This window comes from Streptomyces sp. NPDC059852 (assembly GCF_042731455.1).
Lineage (GTDB): Bacteria > Actinomycetota > Actinomycetes > Streptomycetales > Streptomycetaceae > Streptomyces.
On record NZ_JBHWJK010000001.1, the window covers coordinates 210,971 to 234,071 of the forward strand.

Annotated in this window: 21 protein-coding genes; 3 read left to right on the forward strand and 18 right to left on the reverse strand. The window is 72.1% G+C overall.

The window, feature by feature from the left end; genetic code table 11:
- Positions 1-68: 68 nt before the first annotated feature.
- Entirely contained in the window at positions 69-2,651 is a 2,583-nt protein-coding gene (pepN, locus tag ACFV46_RS00970; protein WP_385496611.1) for an aminopeptidase N, read from the reverse strand.
- Positions 2,652-2,813: 162 nt separating this feature from the next.
- On the opposite strand from pepN, the gene ACFV46_RS00975 reads away from it, so the two are divergent.
- Positions 2,814-3,452, forward strand: a complete 639-nt coding sequence (locus ACFV46_RS00975) for a DsbA family protein (protein ID WP_361924009.1) — start codon at positions 2,814-2,816, stop codon at positions 3,450-3,452.
- 3 nt (positions 3,453-3,455) lie between these two features.
- Here the strand turns inward: ACFV46_RS00975 and ACFV46_RS00980 are convergent, their stop codons facing one another.
- The 10 genes from ACFV46_RS00980 to ACFV46_RS01025 are packed head-to-tail and all read right to left on the reverse strand — an operon-like array spanning position 3,456 to position 13,367.
- A complete protein-coding gene (locus ACFV46_RS00980) occupies positions 3,456-3,689 on the reverse strand; it encodes a hypothetical protein (RefSeq protein ID WP_385496612.1) in 234 nt (77 codons plus the stop codon).
- Complete coding sequence (locus ACFV46_RS00985; RefSeq protein ID WP_385496613.1) at positions 3,689-4,744, reverse strand: glycerophosphodiester phosphodiesterase family protein; 1,056 nt, start codon at positions 4,742-4,744, stop codon at positions 3,689-3,691. The genes ACFV46_RS00980 and ACFV46_RS00985 overlap by 1 nt, the downstream gene beginning before the upstream one ends.
- A 58-nt stretch (positions 4,745-4,802) precedes the next feature.
- A complete protein-coding gene (locus ACFV46_RS00990; RefSeq protein ID WP_385496614.1) occupies positions 4,803-6,227 on the reverse strand; it encodes an FGGY family carbohydrate kinase in 1,425 nt (474 codons plus the stop codon).
- A 20-nt stretch (positions 6,228-6,247) separates the two neighbouring features.
- Positions 6,248-7,276: a 2-hydroxyacid dehydrogenase gene (locus ACFV46_RS00995; protein WP_385496615.1), complete on the reverse strand. Its 1,029-nt coding sequence runs from the start codon at positions 7,274-7,276 to the stop codon at positions 6,248-6,250.
- Positions 7,273-8,352, reverse strand: coding sequence for an ABC transporter ATP-binding protein (locus ACFV46_RS01000; RefSeq protein ID WP_361923999.1), 1,080 nt, complete (start codon positions 8,350-8,352; stop codon positions 7,273-7,275). The genes ACFV46_RS00995 and ACFV46_RS01000 overlap by 4 nt, the downstream gene beginning before the upstream one ends.
- Positions 8,330-9,154, reverse strand: a complete 825-nt coding sequence (locus ACFV46_RS01005; RefSeq protein WP_385496616.1) for a DeoR/GlpR family DNA-binding transcription regulator — start codon at positions 9,152-9,154, stop codon at positions 8,330-8,332. The genes ACFV46_RS01000 and ACFV46_RS01005 overlap by 23 nt, the downstream gene beginning before the upstream one ends.
- Positions 9,151-10,236 carry an ABC transporter ATP-binding protein gene (locus ACFV46_RS01010; protein WP_385496617.1) on the reverse strand — a complete coding sequence of 362 codons (1,086 nt, stop codon included), beginning with the start codon at positions 10,234-10,236 and terminating at the stop codon, positions 9,151-9,153. The genes ACFV46_RS01005 and ACFV46_RS01010 overlap by 4 nt, the downstream gene beginning before the upstream one ends.
- Positions 10,233-11,063 carry a carbohydrate ABC transporter permease gene (locus ACFV46_RS01015; protein WP_361923994.1) on the reverse strand — a complete coding sequence of 277 codons (831 nt, stop codon included), beginning with the start codon at positions 11,061-11,063 and terminating at the stop codon, positions 10,233-10,235. The genes ACFV46_RS01010 and ACFV46_RS01015 overlap by 4 nt, the downstream gene beginning before the upstream one ends.
- On the reverse strand, positions 11,060-11,941 hold the full coding sequence (locus ACFV46_RS01020) for a carbohydrate ABC transporter permease (protein WP_385496618.1): 882 nt from the start codon (positions 11,939-11,941) through the stop codon (positions 11,060-11,062). Before ACFV46_RS01020 ends, ACFV46_RS01015 begins: the two co-directional genes overlap by 4 nt.
- A gap of 4 nt (positions 11,942-11,945) precedes the next feature.
- A complete protein-coding gene (locus ACFV46_RS01025; protein WP_385496619.1) occupies positions 11,946-13,367 on the reverse strand; it encodes an ABC transporter substrate-binding protein in 1,422 nt (473 codons plus the stop codon).
- A 170-nt stretch (positions 13,368-13,537) separates the two neighbouring features.
- On the opposite strand from ACFV46_RS01025, the gene ACFV46_RS01030 reads away from it, so the two are divergent.
- Together ACFV46_RS01030 and ACFV46_RS01035 are read left to right on the forward strand one after the other, a co-directional pair.
- Positions 13,538-15,001, forward strand: coding sequence for an FGGY-family carbohydrate kinase (locus ACFV46_RS01030; RefSeq protein ID WP_385496620.1), 1,464 nt, complete (start codon positions 13,538-13,540; stop codon positions 14,999-15,001).
- A complete protein-coding gene (locus ACFV46_RS01035) occupies positions 14,998-15,648 on the forward strand; it encodes a histidine phosphatase family protein (protein ID WP_385496622.1) in 651 nt (216 codons plus the stop codon). The genes ACFV46_RS01030 and ACFV46_RS01035 overlap by 4 nt, the downstream gene beginning before the upstream one ends.
- Before the next feature lie 121 nt (positions 15,649-15,769).
- Here ACFV46_RS01035 and ACFV46_RS01040 read toward each other — a convergent pair whose 3' ends face one another.
- From ACFV46_RS01040 to ACFV46_RS01070, 7 genes are all read right to left on the reverse strand, one after another.
- Positions 15,770-16,411: a superoxide dismutase gene (locus tag ACFV46_RS01040; RefSeq protein ID WP_385496623.1), complete on the reverse strand. Its 642-nt coding sequence runs from the start codon at positions 16,409-16,411 to the stop codon at positions 15,770-15,772.
- Between the two features lie 104 nt (positions 16,412-16,515).
- Complete coding sequence (locus tag ACFV46_RS01045; protein WP_361923982.1) at positions 16,516-17,907, reverse strand: amino acid permease; 1,392 nt, start codon at positions 17,905-17,907, stop codon at positions 16,516-16,518.
- Positions 17,908-18,028: 121 nt separating this feature from the next.
- The gene (locus ACFV46_RS01050; protein WP_385496624.1) at positions 18,029-18,925 is read right to left on the reverse strand and encodes a TauD/TfdA dioxygenase family protein; all 897 of its coding nucleotides are present in this window, start codon (positions 18,923-18,925) and stop codon (positions 18,029-18,031) included.
- A gap of 27 nt (positions 18,926-18,952) precedes the next feature.
- On the reverse strand, positions 18,953-20,293 hold the full coding sequence (locus ACFV46_RS01055; protein ID WP_385496625.1) for an LLM class flavin-dependent oxidoreductase: 1,341 nt from the start codon (positions 20,291-20,293) through the stop codon (positions 18,953-18,955).
- A 50-nt stretch (positions 20,294-20,343) separates the two neighbouring features.
- Positions 20,344-21,057 carry an ABC transporter ATP-binding protein gene (locus ACFV46_RS01060; protein WP_361923977.1) on the reverse strand — a complete coding sequence of 238 codons (714 nt, stop codon included), beginning with the start codon at positions 21,055-21,057 and terminating at the stop codon, positions 20,344-20,346.
- Positions 21,033-21,884 (reverse strand): ABC transporter permease, encoded by an 852-nt coding sequence (locus tag ACFV46_RS01065; protein ID WP_385496626.1) that lies wholly within the window; start codon positions 21,882-21,884, stop codon positions 21,033-21,035. Before ACFV46_RS01065 ends, ACFV46_RS01060 begins: the two co-directional genes overlap by 25 nt.
- 5 nt (positions 21,885-21,889) lie before the next feature.
- Complete coding sequence (locus ACFV46_RS01070; protein ID WP_385496627.1) at positions 21,890-22,954, reverse strand: ABC transporter substrate-binding protein; 1,065 nt, start codon at positions 22,952-22,954, stop codon at positions 21,890-21,892.
- Between the last annotated feature and the right edge of the window lie 147 nt (positions 22,955-23,101).

The following is a 23,101-nucleotide window of genomic DNA, read 5'->3' on the forward strand; positions in this document are numbered from 1 at the left end:
GGGGTTACGGCTGCTATTGCCTGAATTCCGTAACGGTCACGGACCGCCGTGATCGTTGGCCAAAGGTGTCAGTCGGTTGACGCCGTCGCGTCGCACGCCTGCGCCCGCAGCGCCCGTGCCAGATCGTCCCGCGACTCCAGCACCAGCCGCCGCAGCGCCGGCGCCGCGTCCTCGTGGGCCGTGAGCCACGCGTCCGTCGCGTCCAGCGTGGCCGGCGACTGCTGGAGCGCCGGGAACAGGCCCCGGACCACGTCCATGCCGATCTGGATGGACCGCTCCCGCCACACCCGCGCGATCGCCGCGAAGTACTTCTCCGTGTACGGCGCGATCAGCTCCCGCTGCGACCCCTGCGCGAACCCGCCGATGGTGGCCTCCACCAGCGCGTTGGACAGCGCGTCCGACTCCACGACCTGCGCCCATGCCTGCGCCTTCACCGCCTCCGAGGGCCGGGCGGCCAGACAGCGCACCTGGTGCCGCTTGCCCGACGCCGTGTCGTCCCGGGCCAGTTCGTCCGCCAGCTCCGACTCACCGACCACGCCGTGCGCGGCCAGCGGCTCCAGGAACGCCCAGCGCAGTTCCTGGTCCACCACGAGCCCCTCGACGGAACGCTTGCCGTCCAGCAGACCCGACAGCAGCTCCAGCCCCTGCTCGTCGGTGACCCGTGCGAAGAACCGCGCCCACGCCAGCTGCTGCTCGCTGCCCGGCCCGGCCGCGTGCAACTGCTCCGACGCGCCCTCGGTCAGCAGCCGCGCACCGCGCTCGCGCCACTCGGGCGCCGCGTAGTGCGTCAGCGCCGAGTCGGCCCACGCGTGCAGCATCTGCAGCACGCCGATGTCCGACTCACGGCCGCCGAACCGCAGCACCAGGCCGATGAACTCCCGGGCCGGCAGCAGCGCGTCCCGGGTCATGTTCCACAGCGCCGACCAGCACAGGGCACGCGCCAGCGGGTCGGTCAGCTCGCCGAGCGCCTCCCGCAGCGTCGCCAGCGACGTCGCGTCGAACCGGGTCTTGCAGTACGTCAGGTCGTCGTCGTTGACCAGCACCAGGTCCGGTGCCTCGGCGCCGGCCAGCTCCGCCACGATCGTCCGCGGCCCGTCGACGTCCGCCTCGGCGCGCGCGTAGCGCTCCAGCGCCCCGTCCGCGCTCCGCCGGTACAGGCCCACCGCCACCCGGTGCGGACGCAGCTCGGGGTGCGACTCGGCGGCCTCCTGCACCACCGCCAGCTCGTCGACGCGGCCGTCGGCGTCCAGCAGCACCTGCGGGGTGAGGGCGTTCACGCCCGCCGTCTGGAGCCAGGAGCGCGCCCAGGCGCCCATGTCCCGGCCGCTGGTCTCCTCCAGCACCGCCAGCAGGTCGCCGAGCCGGGTGTTGCCGTACGCGTGCCGCTTGAAGTAGCGGCGGGCGCCCTCCAGGAAGGCGTCCTGGCCGACGTACGCCACGAGCTGCTTGAGCACGCTCGCGCCCTTCGCGTACGTGATGCCGTCGAAGTTGAGCTTGGCGTCCTCCAGGTCACGGATGTCGGCCGTGATCGGGTGCGTGGAGGGCAGCTGGTCCGCGCGGTACGCCCACGCCTTGCGGCGGTTGGCGAAGGTGATCCAGGCGTCCTTGAAGCGGGTCGCGCCGACGTTGGCGAACGCGCCCATGAAGTCCGCGAAGGACTCCTTCAGCCACAGGTCGTCCCACCACTCCATGGTGACCAGGTCGCCGAACCACATGTGCGCCATCTCGTGCAGGATCGTGTTGGCGCGGCCCTCGTACGACGCCCGGGTCACCTTCCCGCGGAAGATGTACTCCTCCCGGAAGGTCACCAGCCCCGGGTTCTCCATCGCGCCCAGGTTGTACTCGGGCACGAACGCCTGGTCGTACTTCCCGAAGGGGTACGGGTAGTCGAAGTGGTCGTGGAAGAAGTCCAGCCCCTGCTTGGTGATCAGGAAGACGTCGTCGGCGTCGAAGTGCGGGGCGAGCCCCTTGCGGCACATGGCGCCCAGCGGGATCTCCAGCCGGGTGCCGTCGGCCAGCTCCCGGGTGTAGGAGTCCGTCACATAGTGGTACGGGCCCGCCACGACACAGGTGATGTACGTCGAGATCGGCTTGGTCTCCGCGAACCGCCAGACACCGTCCGCCCGTTCACCGGCGCCGTTGCTCCACACCGTCCACTGCTCGGGCGCCCGCACCTCGAACCGGAACGGCGCCTTGAGGTCCGGCTGCTCGAAGTTGGCGAAGACCCGGCGCGCGTCGGCCGGCTCGTACTGCGTGTAGAGGTAGACCTCGCCGTCCTCCGGGTCGACGAAGCGGTGCAGGCCCTCGCCGGTGCGGGAGTACGCGCACTGGGCGTCGACGACCAGCTCGTTCTCGGCGGCGAGGTCCTCCAGGGCGATCCGCGAGCCGTCGAAGACCTCGCTCGGGTCCAGGTCCCGCCCGTTGAGGGAGACCGACGTCACACTCGGCGCGATCAGGTCCGCGAAGCTCGACGCGCCGGGCTCGGCACAGCGGAAGCGGATCGTGGTGACCGAGCGGAAGGTGCGCGGCTCACCGTCCCCGGGCCCCTCGCCGAGGGCGGACCGCACGTCGAGGGACACCTCGTACCCGTCGACGGCCAGCAGGGCGGCCCGCTCCCGGGCCTCGTCGCGGGACAGATTCTCACCGGGCACGCGTGGCACTCCCTTGTGTCGTGGATACGGCCGCACCGGATACCGCTACGGCCACGGCTGAACAGGACCGATCCTGCCATGCGCCCCTGACACGGGGCAGCCGGGAATGGGCGGGCGGGCCGGGGTTGTTCCCGTGGGAAACGTTTCCGCTCGAGGAGAGACATGTCGGACAAGACCCCCGTCGACTTCTGGTTCGACCCGCTGTGCCCCTGGGCCTGGATGACCTCCCGCTGGGTCCTGGAGGTGGAGAAGGTCCGTGACATCGAGGTCCGCTGGCATGTGATGAGCCTCGCGGTGCTCAACGAGGACAAGCTCGACGAGCTGCCCGAGGAGTACCGCGACATGCTCGCCACCAAGGCGTGGGGTCCCGTCCGTGTCGTCATCGCCGCCCAGGAGGAGCACGGCGCCGACGTCCTCGGCGACCTCTACACCGCGCTCGGCACCCGCATCCACAACAAGGGCGAGGGCCCCGGCCGGGAGACCGTCGCGGCCGCCCTGAAGGACGCCGGGCTGCCCGACTCCCTCATGGAGCACTGGGACGACACCCCCTACGAGCCGCAGCTGCGCGCCTCCCACAAGGAGGGCATCGACAAGGTCGGCCAGGAGGTCGGCACCCCGGTCATCGCCGTCCCCGGCGACGACGGCGAGCAGATCGCCTTCTTCGGCCCCGTCGTCACCCCGGCCCCGAAGGGCGAGGACGCCGCCCGGCTGTGGGACGGCACCCTCGCCGTGGCCTCCGTGCCGGGCTTCTACGAGATCAAGCGGACCCGGACGAAGGGCCCCGACTTCAGCAACCTGTAAGGGTCACCCGTCGGCTGCGGTCCCCTCTTCGAGGAACTTCTCGGGGAGGCGGCCGTAGCCGCCCTTGTTCATGTGCGGGTAGTACGTCAGACAGCCCTTGGCGGTGCACCGCCACAGGTTGTCCACGTAGAAGGCCGGCCCCTCCTTCTCCCGCACCCACGCCTTCTCGTCCTTCTCGAGGAACCGGAAGATCTGCATGGTGCCGCAGGTCGGGCACGCCAGTGTGCGGGTCCTCATCAACCCCTCCTCGCCATCACCGCCAGGTCCGGGAAGTCGGTCACCACCGCGTCGACCCCCAGTCCGTAGTACAGCGCGTACTCGGCGAAGGCGTCCCCGAAATCGTTCGGTCCGGTTCCCCGCCGCAGATCCGCCGGCAGGAACTGGTTCTCCGCGCGGAAGGTGTACGCCCCGACCCGCAGCCCCGCCGCGTGCGCGTCCGCGACGAGGGACGACCCGGCCACCGAGGACTTGTCGGGCCCGATCCAGCCGGCGTACTCCCCGATCCGGGCGAGCCCGGCCGGCGTCATCATGTCCCGGTACGTCGTCGGGTCCCCGGCCGACACCAGGTCGTACGGCCCGCCCGTGGTCCCCAGCGCCTGCCACAGCTCCAGCCCCAGCCGCGCCGCCGCGATCCGCTTCAGACTGCTCGGCTCGAAGGACTGCACCACGCACTCGCGCCTGCCCAGCCGGTTGCGCCGCACCGCCTCCACCAGCTTCGGCTCCAGCGGCAGCCCGACCGAGCGGAAGTAGGTCGGATGCTTGGTCTCCGGGAAGACGGCGATCGTCCGGCCGTGCTCCTTCGACAGCCGGCGCGCCAGGTCGACCACCTCCTGGAAGGTCGGCACCTCCTCGCGCCCGTCGAACACCGTGTTGCGGTTGCGGACCTGGGGCAGCCGCTCGACCGCCCGCAGCGTCTTCAGCTCCGCGAGCGTGAAGTCCTCCGTGAACCAGCCGGTCACCGCCCGCCCGTCCACCGTCTTCGTCGTCCGGCGGTCCGCGAACTCCGGGTGCGCGGCCACGTCCGTGGTCCCCGAGATCTCGTTCTCGTGCCGCACCACCAGCACATGGTCCTTCGTCGGCACCAGGTCCGGCTCGATCCAGTCGGCCCCGGCCCGCACCCCGTACGTGTACGCGGCCGCCGTGTGCTCCGGACGCCAGCCGGCCGCGCCGCGGTGGCCGATGACGAGGGGCCGGCGCGGGCGCGCCGGGGCGGCGGAGGAGAGGGCGGGCACGGCGGCCACCGCCGGGCCGGCGGCCGCGGCGAGCAGCAGCGATCGACGTCTCACGGGCATGGGGATCCCTTCCCTGGTAGGGGAGTTGCCGAGCCGTTCGAATAGACGGAGGTGGGAGTCAGGGGCGCGCCCGCCGCCGGGCCACCGCCAGCCGTTCCAGGTGCTCCTCGTACGCCCGCGCGTAGTACGCGGCACGGTCCGCGTCGGGTTCGATCACCGAGGTCGGCCGGGTCCAGGCCGCCGTGTCCAGCGGCACCCCGCACCGCCCGGCCGCCGCGAGCACCGCGCCCCGCGCGCCGACCTCGCCCTCGACGACCCGCAGCGGCCGCCCGAGGACGTCGGCCAGCAGCCGCATCCAGGCGGGGCTGCGGGTGCCGCCGCCGCAGACGGCCAGGGTGCCGGTGAGCCCGGCCGCCGCGAGACAGTGCCGGGCGGCGAACCCGATGCCCTCGCAGGTCGCCCGGATCAGATCGGCGGGCGTCGACTCCAGGGAGACGCCGGTCAGTTCGGCGCGCAGCCGGGGCTCCACGAACGGCGCCCGCTCACCGGACGGCGCGAAGTACGGCAGGACCCGCACGCCGTGCGCCCCCGGCGGGGTCGCGGCCAGCAGCCCGTCGACCTCCTCGTGCCGGACGCCGGTCGTCGTCAGCACCCAGTCCAGCGCCGCCGTGCCCACCATCGCCGGCATCGCCCGCAGCCAGTGCCCGGGGCGGTCGGTGCCGATGTACAGGCCGGCCGGCTCGCCGCCGAGGTCCAGCTCGTCGGTGGCGACCAGCGCGGCCAGACACGTCCCGACGATCAGCAGACCGTCGCCGGGCGCGGTCGCCCCCGCGCCCAGCGCACAGGCCGGCAGGTCGTACGGCCCGTTCACGACCCGTGTCCCGGCGGGCAGCCCCTCGCCGCGTGCCGGGGCCGTCGCCACCGGGTCGCTGACGGGGGCGAGCAGCCCGCGCCGGTGGGTGAGCCCCAGCAGCTCCACCACCTTGTCGTCGTAGGCCCGGGTCACCGGGTCCAGGAACGGCATCGACGCGTCCGAGACGTCCGTCGTCGCGTCCGCGCCCGTCAGCCGCCGGAACACCATGTCCTTGCAGTACAGGGCGACGGACGCGGCGTCCAGCGCCTCCGGCTCGTGGGCGTCCAGCCAGGCCAGCAGCGGCCCCGGGGACCCCGGGAACATCGCGCCGCCCGTACGCCGGAACACCGCCTCGGCCGTGCCGTCCGCCAGCCACCGGTCGAGCAGTTCGTGTGCCCGGCCGTCCATCCAGGAGGCCGCGGGCCGCACCGGCCGCCCCCGCCCGTCGACCAGCCACACGCCGTCGCCCTGCCCGGTGAGCCCGGCCAGCTCGACCGGCTCCGGGACCCGGGCGGTCAGCTCCTCCAGGACGGCGACGACCGCCCCGTACACCTCGTCCATGTCCTGCTCGACGACGCCCTCGCGCAAGGTCAGCTCCACCGGGCGGGCCGCCACGCCCCCTTCGCGTCCGTCGCCGTCGAAGGCCGCCGCCTTCACCATGGACGTGCCCACATCGATACCGACGTACATGCCAGCCTCCTCGGGTCCCGTCACGTCAGGCAGTGCGCCTCCGGCTCGCCGCGCACCCAGCGCCCCACCTCCGCCGCGGCGATCGCCGCCGCCTTCTCCGCCACCGCCCGGGACGCGCCGCCCAGGTGCGGGGTGAGCACCACCCGGTCGGTGAGCGCGCGCAGCCGGGACCGGGCGGGCAGCGGCTCGGTCGCGTACGTGTCCAGGGCCGCCGCCGACACCTGGCCGCTCTCCAGCGCGTCGCACAGCGCGTCCTCGTCGAGGAGCGGGCCGCGAGCCGCGTTCACGACGACCGCGCCCCGGGGCAGCAGGGCCAGCTCGCGCGCGCCGAGCAGCCCGCGGGTCTCGTCGGTGAGCCGGGCGTGCAGGGTGATCGCCCGCGAGGCCCGCAGCAGCTCGTCGAGGGAGGCGACCCGCAGGCCGTGGATCTCGCCCCGGACGTACGGGTCGTGGACCAGCACCCGGGCGCCGAACGCGCACAGCGCGCGGGCGACCCGGCTGCCGACGGCCCCGTAGCCGACCAGGCCGACCGGCAGGTCCTCCAGCTCCAGGCCGCTGTGCGCGTACGTGTAGTAGGTCGCCCCCTCCCAGCTGCCCCGCCGGGCGAGGAGGTCGTGGGCCTGCGGGATGCGGCGCAGCGCGGACAGCAGCAGGCCGACGGTGAACTCGGCGGTGGCGGCGGCGTTGCGGCCGGGCGCGTAGCAGACGCGGACGTCGTGCCGTTTCGCCGCGTCCAGGTTGACGTTGACCGGGCCGCCCCGGCACACCACCACCAGCCGCAGGGCGGGGCAGGCGTCCAGGACCCGTTCGGTCACCGGGCCCATCTGGGTGACCAGCACCTGGGCGCCGGCGAGCGCGGCGATCAGCTCGTCCTCGGCGTCGCTGGCCTCCGTCACCTCGGCCACCGGGCCGAACGGCTCCAGCGGCCAGCCGAGGGTCAGTTCGGCCGTCTCGCAGTCGACCTCCCGGGCCAGGGCCGCACGGATCAGGGACGGCAGGATGAAGTGGTCGCCGGCGGCCACCACACGCACACGGTTCCCGTGGGTCATCGCAGGGCATCTCCTGTCTCGGCGTCGAAGACATGGGTGAGGCGGGGATCGGCGGTGACCTGGACGCGGTCGTCGTGGGCGAGGCGCACCTCGGGGCCGGTGAGGGCCACCAGGGGCCGGTCCACCCCGTCCACGGCGAGGGTGGCGAGGCCCGACTCCAGCAGCGGTTCGTGGGCGACGACCCGGGCGGCGAGGCCGTCCTCGCCGCCGAGCGTCAGGTCCTCCGGGCGGACGCCGACCACCACCTCGCGGCCCGCCGTGACCGGCACCGGCAGCGCGATCCGGGCCGTCGCCGACAGCCGGGCGTGGCCGTCGGCCGTCGCCGTGCCGGGGAGCAGGTTGATGGCGGGTTCGCCGACGAAGTCCGCGACGAAGACGGTGGCGGGGCTGTCGTAGATCTCGTACGGGGTGCCGAGCTGCTGGATCACGCCGTCCTTCATCACGGCGATCCGGTCGGCCAGCGACAGGGCCTCCTCCTGGTCGTGGGTGACCAGGATGGTGGTGTGGCCCAGGTCGCGCTGGATGCGTTTGAGTTCGCGGCGGGTGGTGTCGCGCTGGGCGGCGTCGAGATGGGACAGCGGCTCGTCCAGAAGCAGCACGTCGGGTTCACGGATCAGCGCGCGGGCCAGGGACACCCGCTGCTTCTGGCCGCTGGACAGCCCGGCCGGGCGGGCGTCGAGCACCCCGGTCAGATCGACGCGTTCGGCGATCTCCCTCACCCGGCGGGTCACGTCCGCCCGGTCGGCGCCCCGACGGGCCCGCAGCCCGAACGCCAGGTTCTCCGCGACCGTCAGCGGCGGGTACAGCGCGTAGTTCTCGAAGGCGACGCCGATGTTGCGCCGCTGCGCGGGCAGGCCGGTCACCGACGCGCCGCCGACCAGGATGTCCCCGCCGGTCACCGTCTCCAGGCCGGCGATCATCCGCAGCGTGGTGGACTTCCCGCAGCCGGACGGGCCCAGCAGGCCGAGGAGTTCGCCCGAGCGCAGGGCCAGGTCGATGCCGCGGACGGCGGGCACGGGCGGACGGCCCCGCGCCCGGTAGGTCTTGCGCAGATCACGTAGCTCCAGCTCGGTCATCGCCGCCCCTCGTCGCGGGTGAAGTGCACACCTCGTAGCGGACCTTGTGCTCGTCCAGGTCCCGCAGGGCCTCCGCCGACGCCCCGTCGTCCACGAGAAGCAGGTCGAAGCGGGACAGCGGGACCACCCGGTGCAGGGCGGCACGGGCGAGCTTGGTGTGGTCGATCAGCAGGACGTTGCGCGCGGCCGAGTCGAGCATCGCGCGCTTCACCGACACGATGTGCTGCTCCTGGTGGTAGGCGTAGCCGCCGCGCACGGCGGACGTGGAGGCGAAGCAGACGTCGACGCGCAGCTGCTCGATCGCCTCGACACAGGACACGCCGAGGAAGGACGAGTGCAGCGGGTCGTAGTCGCCGCCGAGGGCGATCAGATGGATGCCGCGCTGGTCGGCGAGCAGGTTGACGGCCTCCAGGAAGTTGGTGACGACCGTCAGCGGGGTGATCTCGCCCAGCCGCAGCCTGCGGGCTATCTCCAGGGTGGTGGTGGAGTCGTCCAGCATGATCGCCATGCCGGGCTCGACGAGCTTCAGGGCCCGCTCGGCGACGGCGGCCTTCTCGGCGCGCATGGTCTTCAGCCGGTACTGCACGTTGGACTCGAACACGCCGGAGGGCTGCGCGGTCACCCCGCCCCGGAACTTGCGGACGATGCCCTGCCGTTCGAGTTCGTCCAGGTCCCGGTGGATGGTCATGAGGCTCACCCCGAACCGTTCGGCCAGGTCGGCGGCGGTCGCCGTCCCGTCGGCGAGGACCTGCTCGGCCATCGCGGCCTGACGGGCGGCGGGGCCCTGCTGTGCGTGGTTCATGGTCCGATCCTTCGTCCTGGACGCTCCGGCCGGTCGGCCTCGAACAGCAGCAGGTTCTCAGGCCGGACCGACAGTCGTACCGGATCGTCGGGACGAAGACCGGCCGCCTCGCCGCGCGGGACGACGAGTGCCGCATGCTGATCGCCGAGCCGGACGGTGACCTCCACGGAGCGGCCCAGCACCTCGGTGACATAGACCGTGCCGGCGAGGGTGTGGCCGGGGCCCGCGCCCAGGGTGAGATCGCGGGGCCGGACGCCGATCAGGACCCCGGTGCCCGGCGCCGCCTCTGCCCGCAGGTCCAGCTCGACCGCACCGTCCGCCGACCGGAAGCCGCCGCCGGGTGTGACGGTGCCGGGCAGCAGGTTGATCCGGGGACGGCCGAACGCCCGCGCCACCTCCGTGTCATGGGGCCGGTACCAGATCTCCTCCCGGGTGCCGGTCTGCACGATCCGCCCGTCCCGGATGACGCCGATCCGGTCGCCGAGCGCCAGCGCCTCCACCGAGTCGTGGGTGACGTAGAGGGTGGTGGTGCGGCGTACCGACCCGATCGCCTTCAGTTCGGCCCGCATCTGCTGGCGCAGCTTGGCGTCGAGGTGGGAGAGCGGCTCGTCCAGGAGGAAGGCCCGGGCGGGGCGGACGAGGACCCGGCCGAGCGCGACGCGCTGGCGCTGTCCGTTGGACAGCTGCCCGACCGGCCGGTCCAGCAGGCCCGCGATGCCCAGCAGATCGGCCACCTCCCCGATCCGCTCGCGCGCCCGGGCCGCGGGGAGGCGGTGGCGCGGCGAGCGGAGCGGGAAGGCGAGGTTGTCGTACACCGACTTGTGCGGGTACAGGGCGTAGCTCTCGAAGCACATGGCCACGCCCCGGTCGTACGGCTCGACCCCGCGCTGGTCCCGGCCGTCGAGTTCGACGGCCCCGGCGTCGGGGAGCTCGAGCCCGGCGACGGTCTTCAGCGTGGTGGTCTTCCCGGCGCCGGACGGGCCGAGCAGGCAGAAGAACTCGCCCTCGCGCACCTCCAGGTCCAGCCCGTCGAGCGCCCGGACGGCGCCGAACGCCTTGGAGACGCCCCGCAGCCGGATCACGACTTCACCGCCCCGAACGACAGCCCCCGCACCAGATACCGCTGGATGGTCAGCGCCAGCAGCAGCGGCGGGACGACGGAGACGAGCGCGGCGGCGGCCGTCAGGTTGTACTTGGGCCGGTCGCCGCCGAGGAACGACAGCGCGCCGACGGTCACGGTCTGGGCCTCGCTGGAGGTGAGGATGAGGGGGAAGACGAAGTTGTTCCAGGCGAAGATGAAGGCCAGCAGCGACACGGCCGCCACCCCCGGTTTGACCAGCGGGAGCGCCACCTTCACGAACGCCTGCTTGCGGCTGTAGCCGTCGAGCAGGGCCGCCTGTTCGAGTTCGGGGGTGAGGTCCGCGAAGTACGAGCGCATGATCCACACGATCAGCGGCAGCGTGACCAGCTGGAGCACCCACACCATGCCGACGTAGGTGTCGAACAGCCCGAGCTTCTGGTACAGCACGAACAGCGGGATGATCACGGTGAGTTCGGGCGCGAACCGGAACGACAGCAGCGTGAACATCAGGTTCTCGGAGCCCTTGAACCGCCAGCGCGCCGAGGCGTACGCCGCCGGCAGCCCCACGAGCAGGGACAGGAGCACCGCGCCCACCGACACGACCAGGCTGTTGACGAAGAACCGCACGAACGGGATGCCCTCGCTGTCGCCGAGGACCGTGCGGTAGCCGTCGAGGGTGGGGGAGAAGGAGAAGTAGGTGGAGAACAACTGGTTCGCCGGCTTCAGCGACAGGATCACCATCCAGGCGATCGGGAACAGCGCGAAGACGAAGTAGAGGAGGAGGGCGGCATCCGCCAGCCATCCCAACAGGCGCCGTTTGGAAGTCATTTCACCTCCGCAGCCTTCCGCTGGATCTTCCCGAGGTGTTTCACCAGCACCATCGCCGCGAGGTACACCACGGCCCAGAGCACGATCGTGTAGCTGATGCCGAACGAGTAGCGCTGGAAGCGGATCGCCTCCAGATAGGCGCGGATCTGCAGGACGACGGTGGAGTCGCCCGGCCCGCCCTCGGTGAGGGCGTAGATGATGTCGAACACCTTCAGCGAGTCCATGAACCGGAAGATCACCGCGACCAGCACGTACGGCCACAGCATCGGCAGGGTCAGCCGGCGGAAGGTGTACCACCAGCCCGCCCCGTCGACGGCCGCCGCCTCGAACGGCGAGACGGGCAGGGAGCGCAGCCCGGCGAGCGCGAGGATCGCCACGAACGGGGTGTAGACCCAGACGTCCACGGCGATGGACGACAGCAGGGCCCCGGTCGGGGTGTCCGTCCACTGCACGCCGCCCAGCCCGAAGGGCCGCAGCAGATGGTTCACCACCCCGACCGACGGCTGGAGCATGAGCTTCCAGATGATCGCCGCGATCACCGGCGCGATCATCAGCGGCAGGATGAGGATCTTCTCCAGCACCCGCCCGACGACGGACGACCGGTGCAGCAGCAGGGCGACGGACACCCCGAGGACCGTCTCGGCGGCGGCGGCGCCGACCGCGTACAGGACCGTCACCCAGGCGGAGTTCCAGAACGCCTCCTGGGTGAAGACGGTCGTGTAGTTCTCCAGCCGCACCAGGTCCGGCTGCGGCTTGCTCGCCGAGAAGTCGAACAGCGTGTAGTACAGGCCGAGCCCGAAGGGGTAGAGGATCCCGCAGGTCAGCAGCAGGGCGGGCACGATCAGGAGGTACGGGCGCAGGGCGGGCCGCCATCCCATCGCGCTAGCCGAGCTTGCCGGCGAGATCGCCCGCCAGGTCGTCGAGCACGGGCTTCGCGCCCTGGCCGCCGTAGATCTCCTGGAGGGCGGCGGCCCAGCTGGTGGTGGCGTCGAAGAACTGCTCCTGCGGGGTGAACTGGATCCTCGTCTGGTCGACGACGGTCTCGAAGGTCTCGATGAAGCCGGGCAGGTGCCGCATCTTGTCCTTGTAGGCGGGGTCGTCGGCGATCGACTTCCGCACCGGGTCGATGTGGTTGTGCCGGATCGCGCCTTCGCGCAGGTGCTCCTTGCCGGTCGCCCACTGCAGGAACAGCCAGGCGGCGCTCTTCTTCCTGCTCCTGGCGTTCATGCCGAGCGACCAGATCCACATGTTGGTGGCCAGCGAGCCGTCGGGTCCCTTCGGACCGGGGTGAAAGGCGATCTTCCCGGACGCCGGGCTGGCGCCCTCGACCGCCTGGAAGTAGGCGGCGGTGTCCGCGTCGAACAGCATCCCGGCCTTCTTCGCGCCCAGGTCGCTGGAGCACTGGTACCAGGTGTACGACGTCCACGACGGCGGGCCGCCCTGCTTGACCATGGCGGCCCAGTCCCGGGTGAACGCCACGGCCTCGGGGCTGTTCATCGCCGGGGTGAGCCTGCCGTCCTCGACCGTGAAGTCCTTCAGCCCGTTGCGGGCGTACATGGTCATGAAGCCGGGGTGGATCGTCGCCCAGCTCCGCGAGCCGCGCACGGCGATCCCGTACATGCCGTCGAACCCGGCGCCCGGCGCCTTCCGCTTGATCGTCCCGGCGATGTCGCGCAGCTCGTCGAAGGTCTCGGCGGGCCGCAGGCCCAGCTTCCTGAACACGTCCGTGTTGTAGGCGACGACGTTGGTCTCCCAGCCCCACGGCAGCGCGTACTGCCCGCCCTGCCCGAGCGGGGCGCCCGCCTTCAGGGACCACTGGTCGGCCTGGAGGAGGTTGGGGAAGAAGTCGGCCTGGTCCCATTCGGGGGCGGTGGCCGAGGAGTTGCGCATCCAGGGGCCGAGGTCCTCCAGCCACCCGGGCGGCCCGTACTGCCACACCATGTACGCGCCCAGCATGAAGACGTCGTAGGAGGCGCGTCCGCTGGACAGGTCGACGGTGAGCTTGTCGAAGTAGTTGTCCTCCGGGAAGACGTCGTACTCGACCTCGATGCCGGTCTTCTCGGTGAACGACTTCAGGTCGGCGATCAGCGCGTCCGTGTACGGGTGCTTGTTCAGCAGGGCCTTGACGGTCGTGCCCTTCTCCCGCTTCCAGTCGAAGGAGCCGGTGACGTCGTCCGCCGCCGAGCCGTCGCTCTTGTCGTCCCCGCCGCCGAACCCGGTCCCGCAGGCGCTCAGCAGGGGAGTGGCGGCCAGAGCGGCGCCCAGCGCCAGGAAGCGCCGGCGGTCGTGCGCGTGCGTGTCCATCCGTGACCTCCACGTGGGGCTCGGGCCATACGGGTGCGAGGTTCTGCAACACGGCGAGTCGACTCGTCAACAGAGGGTGGGACCACGGAAGTTGGGCGTCAATCCCTCGCGCACGGGAAAATATCGGTGCAGAGTGAGAAGTTAACGTTTCCAACTGTGCGGGAGACCGGATGGCGGACCGCGACGACGTGGCCTGGCTCGGCATCGACCTGGGCACGCAGAGCGTGCGCGCCCTGCTCGTCACCGGGGACGGCACGGTGCTCGGCGGCGGGTCGGCGCCGCTGACCGGCCGGCGCGACGGCGTACGGCACGAACAGGACCCGGCCGGCTGGTGGGACGGCCTGTGCGCGGCCACCCGCGCCGCGCTGCGTGGACGGGCCGGCACCCGGATCGGAGGGCTCGCGCTCTGCGGCACCTCCGGGACCGTCCTGCTCACCGACGGCGCCGGCCACCCCACGAGCCCCGCGCTCATGTACGACGACGCCCGCGCCACGCACCAGGCGGCGCGGGCGCGCGCGGCGGGCCTCGCCGTGCAGGACACCTGGGCGCTGCCGAAGGCGCTCTGGCTCACCGAGACCCACGGGCCGGGCCGCGTCACCCACCAGCCGGACCTGATGGTCCTGCTCCTCACCGGTGCCCTGCCCCCGGCCGACTCCAGCCACGCCCTGAAGACCGGCTACGACCCGGAGCGCGACGCCTGGCCGGACGGGCTGGCCCGGCTCGGCCTGCCCGACGAGGCGGTCCCGGACGTCGTGCCGCCCGGCACCCGGCTCGGCGAGGTGTCCGCGTCCGCCGCCGACGCCACCGGCATCCCCGCCGGCACCCCCGTCGTCGCCGGCATGACCGACGGCTGCGCGGCCCAGATCGCCTCCGCCGCGCTGCGCCCCGGCGCCTGGAACTCGGTCCTCGGCACGACCCTCGTCCTCAAGGGCGCGTCCCTCACCCCGGTCCGTGACCCGGCCGGCGTGGTCTACAACCACCGCGCCCCAGACGGGAGTTGGCTGCCGGGTGGCGCCTCCAGCGTGGGCGCGGGCGTTCTCACGGCCGCGTTCCCCGGCGCCGACCCCGCCGCCATGGACGAGCGGGCCGCCGCCCACGAGCCGTCCGGCGCCGTCACCTACCCGCTGGTCTCGCCCGGCGAGCGGTTCCCGTTCCTGGCGCCCGGCGCCACCTCCCTCGTCCTCGGCGAACCGGAGTCGGACGCCGATCTGTGGGCCGGGCTCCTCCAGGGCGTCGCCTTCGCCGAACGCCTCTGCCTGGACTATCTGCACCACCTCGGCGCCCCGGTCGACGGCCCGCTCACCTTCACCGGCGGCGCCGCCCGCAGCCCGTACTGGAACCAGCTGCGCGCCGACGTGCTCGGCCGGCCCGCGCGGGTGCCCCGGCAGACCGAACCGGCCCTGGGCATGGCCGCGCTCGCGGCGTACGGCACGGGCGCGGCGCCGGCGCTCACGGACGCCGCGGAGGCCATGGTCCGCCTCGGCCCGGCCGTCGAACCGCGCCCCGGGCGCACCGTCCTCTTCGCCGAGCCCTACGCGCGCCTGGTCGACGAGCTGAGCGCCCGCGGCTGGCTCCCCGCGCCGGTCGCGGCGCACGCGTACGCCCGCCTCGACGGGGATACTGCCGACTCATGACGACGCCCACGAGCACGACGCTGCTGCTGGCCCGGCACGGCCAGACGATCTGGCACGCCGAGAACCGCTACGCCGGGGTCAGCGACGTGCCGCTCACCGACACCGGACGGGCCCAGGCCGAGGCGCTGGGCCGGTGGGCCGCCGGCCACCCGGTCGACGCGATCTGGACCTCACCGCTGTCCCGCGCCGTCGTCACCGCCGACCCGGCCTGCCGTGCCCTCGGTCTGACCCCGCGACGCGAACCGGGCCTGCGCGAATGCGACTTCGGCGTCCTGGAGGGCCGTACGCTCGCCGAGTTCGCCGCCGAGGACCCGGCCGCCGCGGAGGCATATCGCGCCGACCCGGTGGCGCACCCGTTCCCCGGCGCCGAGGACCCGGCCGCCGCCGCCCGGCGCGGCGTCGCCGCCCTGCGCCGGATCGCCGCCGCCCATCCCGGCGGACGGGTGCTCGTGATCGCCCACAACACCCTGCTGCGGCTGGTCCTGTGCACCCTGCTGTCGATCCCGGCGCGCGAGTACCGCCGGGTGTTCCCGCGGCTGCGCAACACCGCCCTCAGCGAACTGCGCCTGGACGCCGACGGATCGGCCGCGCTTCTCTCCCTGAACGTGCCCTGCGAGCCCGAGCCGCGCGGCACGACGACCCCATGACCCCATGCCCCCATGACCCCGAAGGCCCCCGCGAGTCACGTCCTCGCGGGGGCCTCCGTTTTTCCGCCTGCCCTTGCGTGAGCGGTGAGAAGACGATCACGAGGCAGGACGACTCACACGATCAGGGAGCGAGCAGCAGCACGTCGGCGCGGGAGCGGGCGGCCGTGTACCGGGCGGCCACGTCCTGCCAGTCCACGACCCGCCACATCGCCTCGATGAAGTCCACCTTCTGGTTGCGGTACTGCAGGTAGAAGGCGTGTTCCCAGGCGTCGAAGACCAGGATCGGGGTGGCGCCCTGACCGACGTTGCCCTGGTGGTCGTAGACCTGCTCGACGATCAGCCGGCCGCTCAGCGGCTCGTACGCGAGCACCCCCCAGCCCGAGCCCTGCGTGGTCGCGGCCGCCTTGGACAGCTGCGCCTTGAAGCGGGCGAAGGACCCGAAGGACTCGGCGATGGCGTCGGCGAGCTCGCCCACGCCGTCCTTCTCCAGCGGCTCGCCGCCTCCGTCGCCGGACATGTTCCGCCAGTAGATGCTGTGCAGGATGTGCCCCGACAAATGGAAGGCCAGGTTCTTCTCCAGCCCGTTGATCGCCCCCCACGTCTCCTTGTCCCGCGCCTCGGCCAGCTGCTCCAGCGTGTCGTTGGCGCCCTTCACATAGGCCGCGTGGTGCTTGTCGTGATGCAGCTCGATGATCTCGGGGCTGATCACGGGCGCGAGCGCGGCGTAGTCGTAGGGCAGGTCCGGGAGTGTGTAGACGGGCATGGAGGTCCCCTCAGAGCTCTTGTTGCAAGTAGCTTGCAATAACAAGCTAACAGCAAAAAGCCCCCGTGTGGATCACACGGGGGCTTCGCGGAGTGCCGGTCCGGTCAGGTCCTGGCGCGGGAGCGCTGCCAGGCGTACCCGGCCGCCGCCAGGACCAGGGTCATCCCGCCCGTCGAGTACAGCTGCACCCGGGTGCCGGGCTCGCGGGCCATCAGCACGAAGATCGCGGCCATTCCGGCCAGCGCCACCCACGTCAGCACCGGGAACGCCCACATGCGCACGACCAGCTTCTGCGGGGTCTCGCGCTCCAGACGGCGGCGCAGCCGCAGCTGGGAGACCGCGATGAAGATCCAGACGACCAGGATGACCGCGCCGATCATGTTCAGCAGCCAAGGGAACACGTCGTCGGGACGCCAGTACGACAGGACGACGCACACGAAGCCGAAGACGGACGAGGCGAGGACCGCGACCCTCGGCACCCCGCCCGCCACCCGGCCCAGCGCCGCCGGGCCCTGACCCCGCCGGACGAGGGAGTAGGCGATGCGCGAGGAACCGTAGATGTTGGCGTTCATGGCGCTCAGCAGGGCGACCAGGACCACCACGTTCATCAGCTGCCCGGCACCGGGAATGCCCAGCCGGTCGAGGGTGGCCACGTACGGGCCCTTCTCGACCACCGCCGCGGAGTCCCAGGGGACCAGGGTGACCACGACCGCCATCGAGCCGATGTAGAACAGGGCGATCCGCCACATGGCCGTGCGCACCGCGCGCGCCACCCCGCTGACCGGGTCCTCCGACTCGGCCGCCGCGATGGTGACCGTCTCCATGCCGCCGTAGGCGAACACCGACGCCAGCAGGCCGACGATCAGTCCCTCGGTGCCGTTCGGCAGGAAGCCGCCCTCACCGGTGAGGTGCGCGGTCCCGGGCGCGTCCGTGCCGGGCAGCAGACCGGCGATGGCCAGCCCGCCCAGCACCAGGAACAGCGCGATCGCGCCGACCTTCAGCGCGGCGAACCAGAACTCGAACTCGCCGAAGTTCTTCACCGCGGCCAGGTTCGCGCCGCAGAACACCACCATGAACAGGGCCACCCACGCCCACTCCGGGGTGCCGGGCAGCCAGCCCGTGACGATCTTCGCCGCGCCGATGCCCTCCAGTCCGACGGCCGTGCACAGCAGGACCCAGAAGGACCAGCCGGCGGTGAACCCCGCCCAGGGGCCGATCGCCCGCTCGGCGTGCGCGGAGAAGGAACCGGAGGAGGGATACGCGGCAGACATCTCGCCGAGCATCCGCATCACCAGCATCACGAGGAGGCCGGAGACGACATAGGCGACGACGATCGACGGTCCGGCGGCGGCGATCCCCGCACCGGACCCCACGAACAGACCGGCGCCGATGACACCGCCGAGGGCGATCATCGACAGATGGCGCTGCTTGAGGCCGTGGGACAGGGGGACGTCGGCCGCCCGCGCGGGCGTCGACTCGGTGGTGCTGTTCTGCATGGGCGCGGCTCGTCCAATGCGTGAGAGGGCAAAAAACCCCCACAGCATGGGCGGCCTCTCCGCTCAGAAGGAGAGGCCGCCCACTATGCGGACACCAGCCGCACCCTGTGTGATCCCTGTGTCACGCCGCGACGGCCGTGTAGTGCGAGGCGTCCCCCTCGATCGAGTAGCTCGCCTTGCCCTCGATGCCGACCGGCACGTCACCGGCGACGGTCACCCGGTGCAGCCGGCGCGGCAGGCCGTCGTAGTTGTCGATCGCGTAGTGCTGGGTGATGCGGTTGTCGAAGACGACCAGCTGGTTCTGCGACCAGCGGTGGCGCAGGATGTTCTCCGGCCGTGTGACGTACGCCTGGAGCAGGTCGAGGACCTTGCGGGACTCGCCCGGCGACAGACCCACGATCCGCTGCGCGAACCCGCCGATGAACAGCCCGCGTTCCCCGGTCAGCGGGTGGACGCGCACCACCGGGTGGACCGTGCGGTACGTGATCGACGTGAACTGGGCGCGCTGGGCGGCCTGCCGCTCGTCGATCTCCTCGTCCGGCACCGCGTAGTCGTAGTCGTTGGTGTGCTCCGCCCACAGGGTGTCCGCGAGCTTCCGCAGCGGTTCGGGCAGCTGGCGGTAGGCGGCCGCCGCGTTCGCGATCAGCGTCTCGCCGCCGTACGGCGGGAGGGTGATGCTGCGCAGGGTCGTGGCCTGCGGCGGGTTCAGCACGAAGGTGACGTCGGTGTGCCAGTGGTTGGCGGCCCGGCCCCGCTCGCTGTCCACGGGCAGCACGTTCGGGGCGCCGGCGATCGAGGAGACCGTCGGGTGGGCGGTGGTGACGTCGCCGAAGTGCCGGACGAAGTCCTGGTGGGAGGCGTCGTCCAGGTTCACGTCGTCGATGACGAGCGCCTTGTGGACGTTGAGGGCCTCGCGCAGCGCGGTGACGGTCTCCTCGGCGAGCGGCCGGGAGACGTCGACGCCGGACACCCGGGCGCCGATGTGCGCGGTGATCTTCTGGATCTCGAGGTCTGACACGGGCGGTCCTTCCGGTTCGGGTCTGCTTCAGACCAGGGCGTTCTCGCGGACGGTGTACTGGTTGGCGGGGCGCGGCAGGCCGTAGCGCTCGCGCAGCGTGCGGCGCGGTCCGTACGCGGTGCGCAGCAGGCCGCGCTCGCGCAGGACCGGCACCACGTGGTCGACGAAGGCGTCCAGACCGGACGGCAGCACCGGCGGCATGATGTTGAAACCGTCGGCGGCTCCTTGGGTGAACCACGTCTCGATGGCGTCGGCGATCTGCTCGGGGGTGCCGGCGAAGGTGAGGTGGCCGCGCCCGCCGCCGAGCCGCCCGATCAGCTGCCGGACCGTGAGGCGCTCACGCCGGGCCAGTTGCACGACGAGCGTGTAGCGGCTCTTGGCGCCCTCGACGGCGTCCTCGGACGGCAGGTCGGCCGGGAGCGGGCCGTCCAGCTCCAGGGTGCCGGGCTCCAGCTGCAGCAGGCTCTCCAGCCGGGCCACCCCGTGCGTGTGCACGATGTGGTCCTCCAGCTCCCGCTCGGCCGCCCGGGCCTCGGCCTCGGTCGAGCCGATCACCGGGACGATGCCCGGCAGCACCTTGATGTGGTCGGGGTCCCGGCCCGCCTCGGCGGTACGGGCCTTGAGGTCGGCGTAGAAGGCCCGCGCGTCCTCGATGGTCTGCTGCGCGGTGAACACGGCCTCCGCGTGGCGCGCGGCGAAACGCCTGCCGTCCTCGCTCGACCCGGCCTGCACGAGCAGCGGGTGACCCTGCGGGGTGCGCGGGACGTTGAGCGCCCCCTCGACCCGGAAGTACGTCCCCCGGTGCCGCGGCGGATGGATCTTGCTGTCGTCGCCCCAGACGCCGGCCGCCTTGTCGGCGACGATCGCGTCGTCCTCCCAGCTGTCCCACAGCTTCCGGGCGACGTCCAGGAACTCGTCGGCCCGGGCGTACCGCTCGGCGTGCGCGGGCTCCGCGTCCAGGCCGAAGTTCCGGGCGGCCTCGGCACCCGCGGTGGTGACGATGTTCCAGCCGGCCCGGCCGCCGCTCACGATGTCCAGCGAGGCGAACTTGCGGGCCAGGTTGTAGGGCGAGTTGTAGGACGTGGAGGCGGTGGCGATCAGCCCGATGTGCTCGGTGGCCGTCGCCAGCGCGGTCAGCAGCGTCAGCGGCTCCAGGGCGCCGGCGGGCCGCTGCGCGAGGTTGCTCCACAGCTGGGGGCCGTCGGCGAGGAAGAGCGAGTCGAAGGTGCCGCGCTCGGCGGTCCGCGCGAGCCGCACGTAGTGGGCGAGGTCGACGTGCGCGTACGGATCGCTCTCCGGGAGCCGCCAGGAGGCCTCGTGGTGGCCGGTGTTCATGAGGAACGCGTTGAGGTGGAGCTGTCGGGTCATGGGAGTCCTCGGTCGGGGGGAGAAGGGGGTGCGGTCGCGTGGCCCGGTGGTCACCTCAGGTCCTCGGTCACGCCGAGCGCCGCGAGCAGCCGTTCGCGGTACGCCGACCGGGGCGTGTCCCGGTCGATCGTCACGTCGAGCGCGATCCGGCCGTGCTCCAGGACGAGCACCCGGTCGGCGAGCACGATCGCCTCGTCGACGTCGTGGGTGACGAGCAGGACGGACGGGCGGTGGCGCTCCCACAGCTCCCGCAGCAGGTGGTGCATCCTGATCCGGGTCAGGGCGTCCAGCGCCCCGAACGGCTCGTCGGCCAGCAGCAGTTCGGGCTCGCGCACCAGGGAGCGTGCCAGCGCGGCCCGCTGCGCCTCACCGCCGGACAGCTCGTTCGGCCAGGCCCGCTCCCGGCCTTTCAGACCGACCTCGGCGAGGGCCTCGCGGCCCCGCTCCGCCGCGTCCTTGCCGTCGAGGCCGAGGAGGACGTTGTCCAGGACCCGGCGCCAGGGCAGCAGCCGGGAGTCCTGGAAGACCACGGACACCCGCTCCGGCGCGGTCAGCTGCCCCGATCCGGTGACCTGGTGGTCCAGGCCCGCGACGGCCCGCAGCAGCGTGCTCTTGCCGGAGCCGCTGTGCCCGAGCAGGGCCGTGAACTGGCCGGCGGGCAGATCGAGGTCGATGCCGTCGAGGACGGTTCGTCCGTCGAAGGACCGGGTCAGGCCGCGCAGTTGCACGGCGGGACGGGTCAGCTGCTCAGTGTGCGGCGCCACGACAGCACCCTCCGTTCGATGAGGCGGACCGCGCTGTCGGAGACCAGGCCGAAGACGCCGTAGACGACGAGGCCGACGAGGATGACGTCCGTCTGGCCGTAGTTCTGCGCCTGGAACATCATGTAGCCGAGGCCGCTGGTGGCGTTGATCTGCTCCAGCACCACCAGGCCCAGCCAGGACCCGGTCACGCCGAGCCGCAGCCCGACGAAGAAGCCGGGCAGCGCGCCCGGGACGACGATCTGCCGGATGAAGCGGAACCGGTTCAGGCCCTGCACCTCGGCGAGTTCCACGAAGCGGCTGTCGATGCCGGACAGCGCGGCATGGGTGTTCAGATAGATCGGGATGTAGACGACGATGGCGATGATCGCGATCTTGAAGGTCTCGCCGATGCCCAGCCACAGGATGAACAGCGGGATGAGACCCAGCGTCGGGATGGCCCGGTTGAGGTTGACCGTCCCGTCGATCAGCGCCTCCCCGGTCCGGGTCAGCCCGGACGCCAGCGCGAGGACGACTCCCGCGACGAGCCCGAGGACGAACCCGGTCGCCGCCCGCTGCAACGACGTCAGGATGTCGTCCGGCAGGGTCCCGTCCGTCCACAGGTGGGCGCCGGTCTCGACGACCTTCCAGGGCGCCGGGATCGCGCCGGGGTCCAGCGCTCCGGCGGCGGAGGCGGCGGCCCACAGCACGACGAGCAGCAGGGGGCCGGCGAGCCGGGCGGCGGGCAGACGCCGGCCGGGCGTCAGGGGGCGCCGCCGGCGGACGCGGTGGTCCGGTCCGGTCAGGGGCGGTGCCTCGGGCACGGTCGTGGTGGTGGTCGTGGTGGTCATGGCGGTCACCTCCGGTATTCCGCGGGCACGGCCTTGGCCGCGATGCCCTCGAAGCGGTGGTCGAAGAGCTCGCCGACGTCGAACTTCTTCACGAAGCCGCCCTCCGCGAGCAGATCGGCGGTCTCCTGCTCCCACTCGACGGCCTCGCGCCAACTCGGCGGGAACAGCGGCTTGTTGGCGAGCTTCGTGATCGCCTCGGCCTGCGCGAGGGACAGGTTCTGCGTCTTGACGTAGAACTCCCGGTTCCAGACGTCCGGGTGCTCGTACGCCCACACCTGGCCCTTGGCCCAGTACGGGATGTAGGCGGCGACCGCGGCGGCCTTGGCCTTGTCGTTCAGCACCGACACCGGCGCCCACAGCAGGTTCAGCAGGTCGACGACGTCGGTGACGACCGTGCGGGCGCCCTTGCCCTCGTACTGCTTCAGATAGGCGGGGGCCTGGCTGTTGGCGAGCGGGGCGATGTCGACCTGGCCGGACTGCAGAGCCGTGAGGAACTGGTTGCTGGTCAGCGGGACCAGCTCCACGTCGTCGTACGTCACGCCGGCCTTCTTCAGGGCCCGCAGCAGGACGACGCCCTGCGCCTGGCCCTGCGAGAACGCCAGCCGCTTGCCCTTGAAGTCCGCGACCGTCCGGATGTGGCTGCCGGGCCTCGTGGCGAAGAGGTAGTTGGGCCTGCGGGTGATGTTGATCGCCACGATCTTCGCGTCGAAGCCCTGGTAGTGCGCCTGGATCGGCGGGATGCCGGCGTTGTTGGCCACGTCCAGCGAGCCGGAGCGGAAGGCGTTGATGACATCGGGACCCGCGCCGATGTTCAGCCAGCCGCCCACTTCGAACGGTGGATCGCCCAACTTGGCCAGCTTGAACTGCAGTTGCTGGGTGTTCTGGTACGAGGCGATCTTCAGGGAGGTGCCCGCGGGCACCTTTGCGGCGAGCGGGGCGGTCGAGGCGCCCTCGCTGCCGGCGGCCGCGCTTCCGGCGCAGCCGCTGAGGCCCGCGACACCGGCCACGGTGCCGAGCACCGAGGTGAGGAAGAGCCGTCGGTCGATGCCGGACACGGGGGAGGAAGGCATGGGAGTACTCCAGGGAGTGCGAAAGGAAATGAGCATGCGGAATTCAGGAAGCGGGCCGGAAAACGGCCGGGAAAAAGAGAATTCACGCAGGGGAGGATGAGCGCTTCACACGCGGCGACGTGTCAGCAACAGTGGGTGCGACAGCTC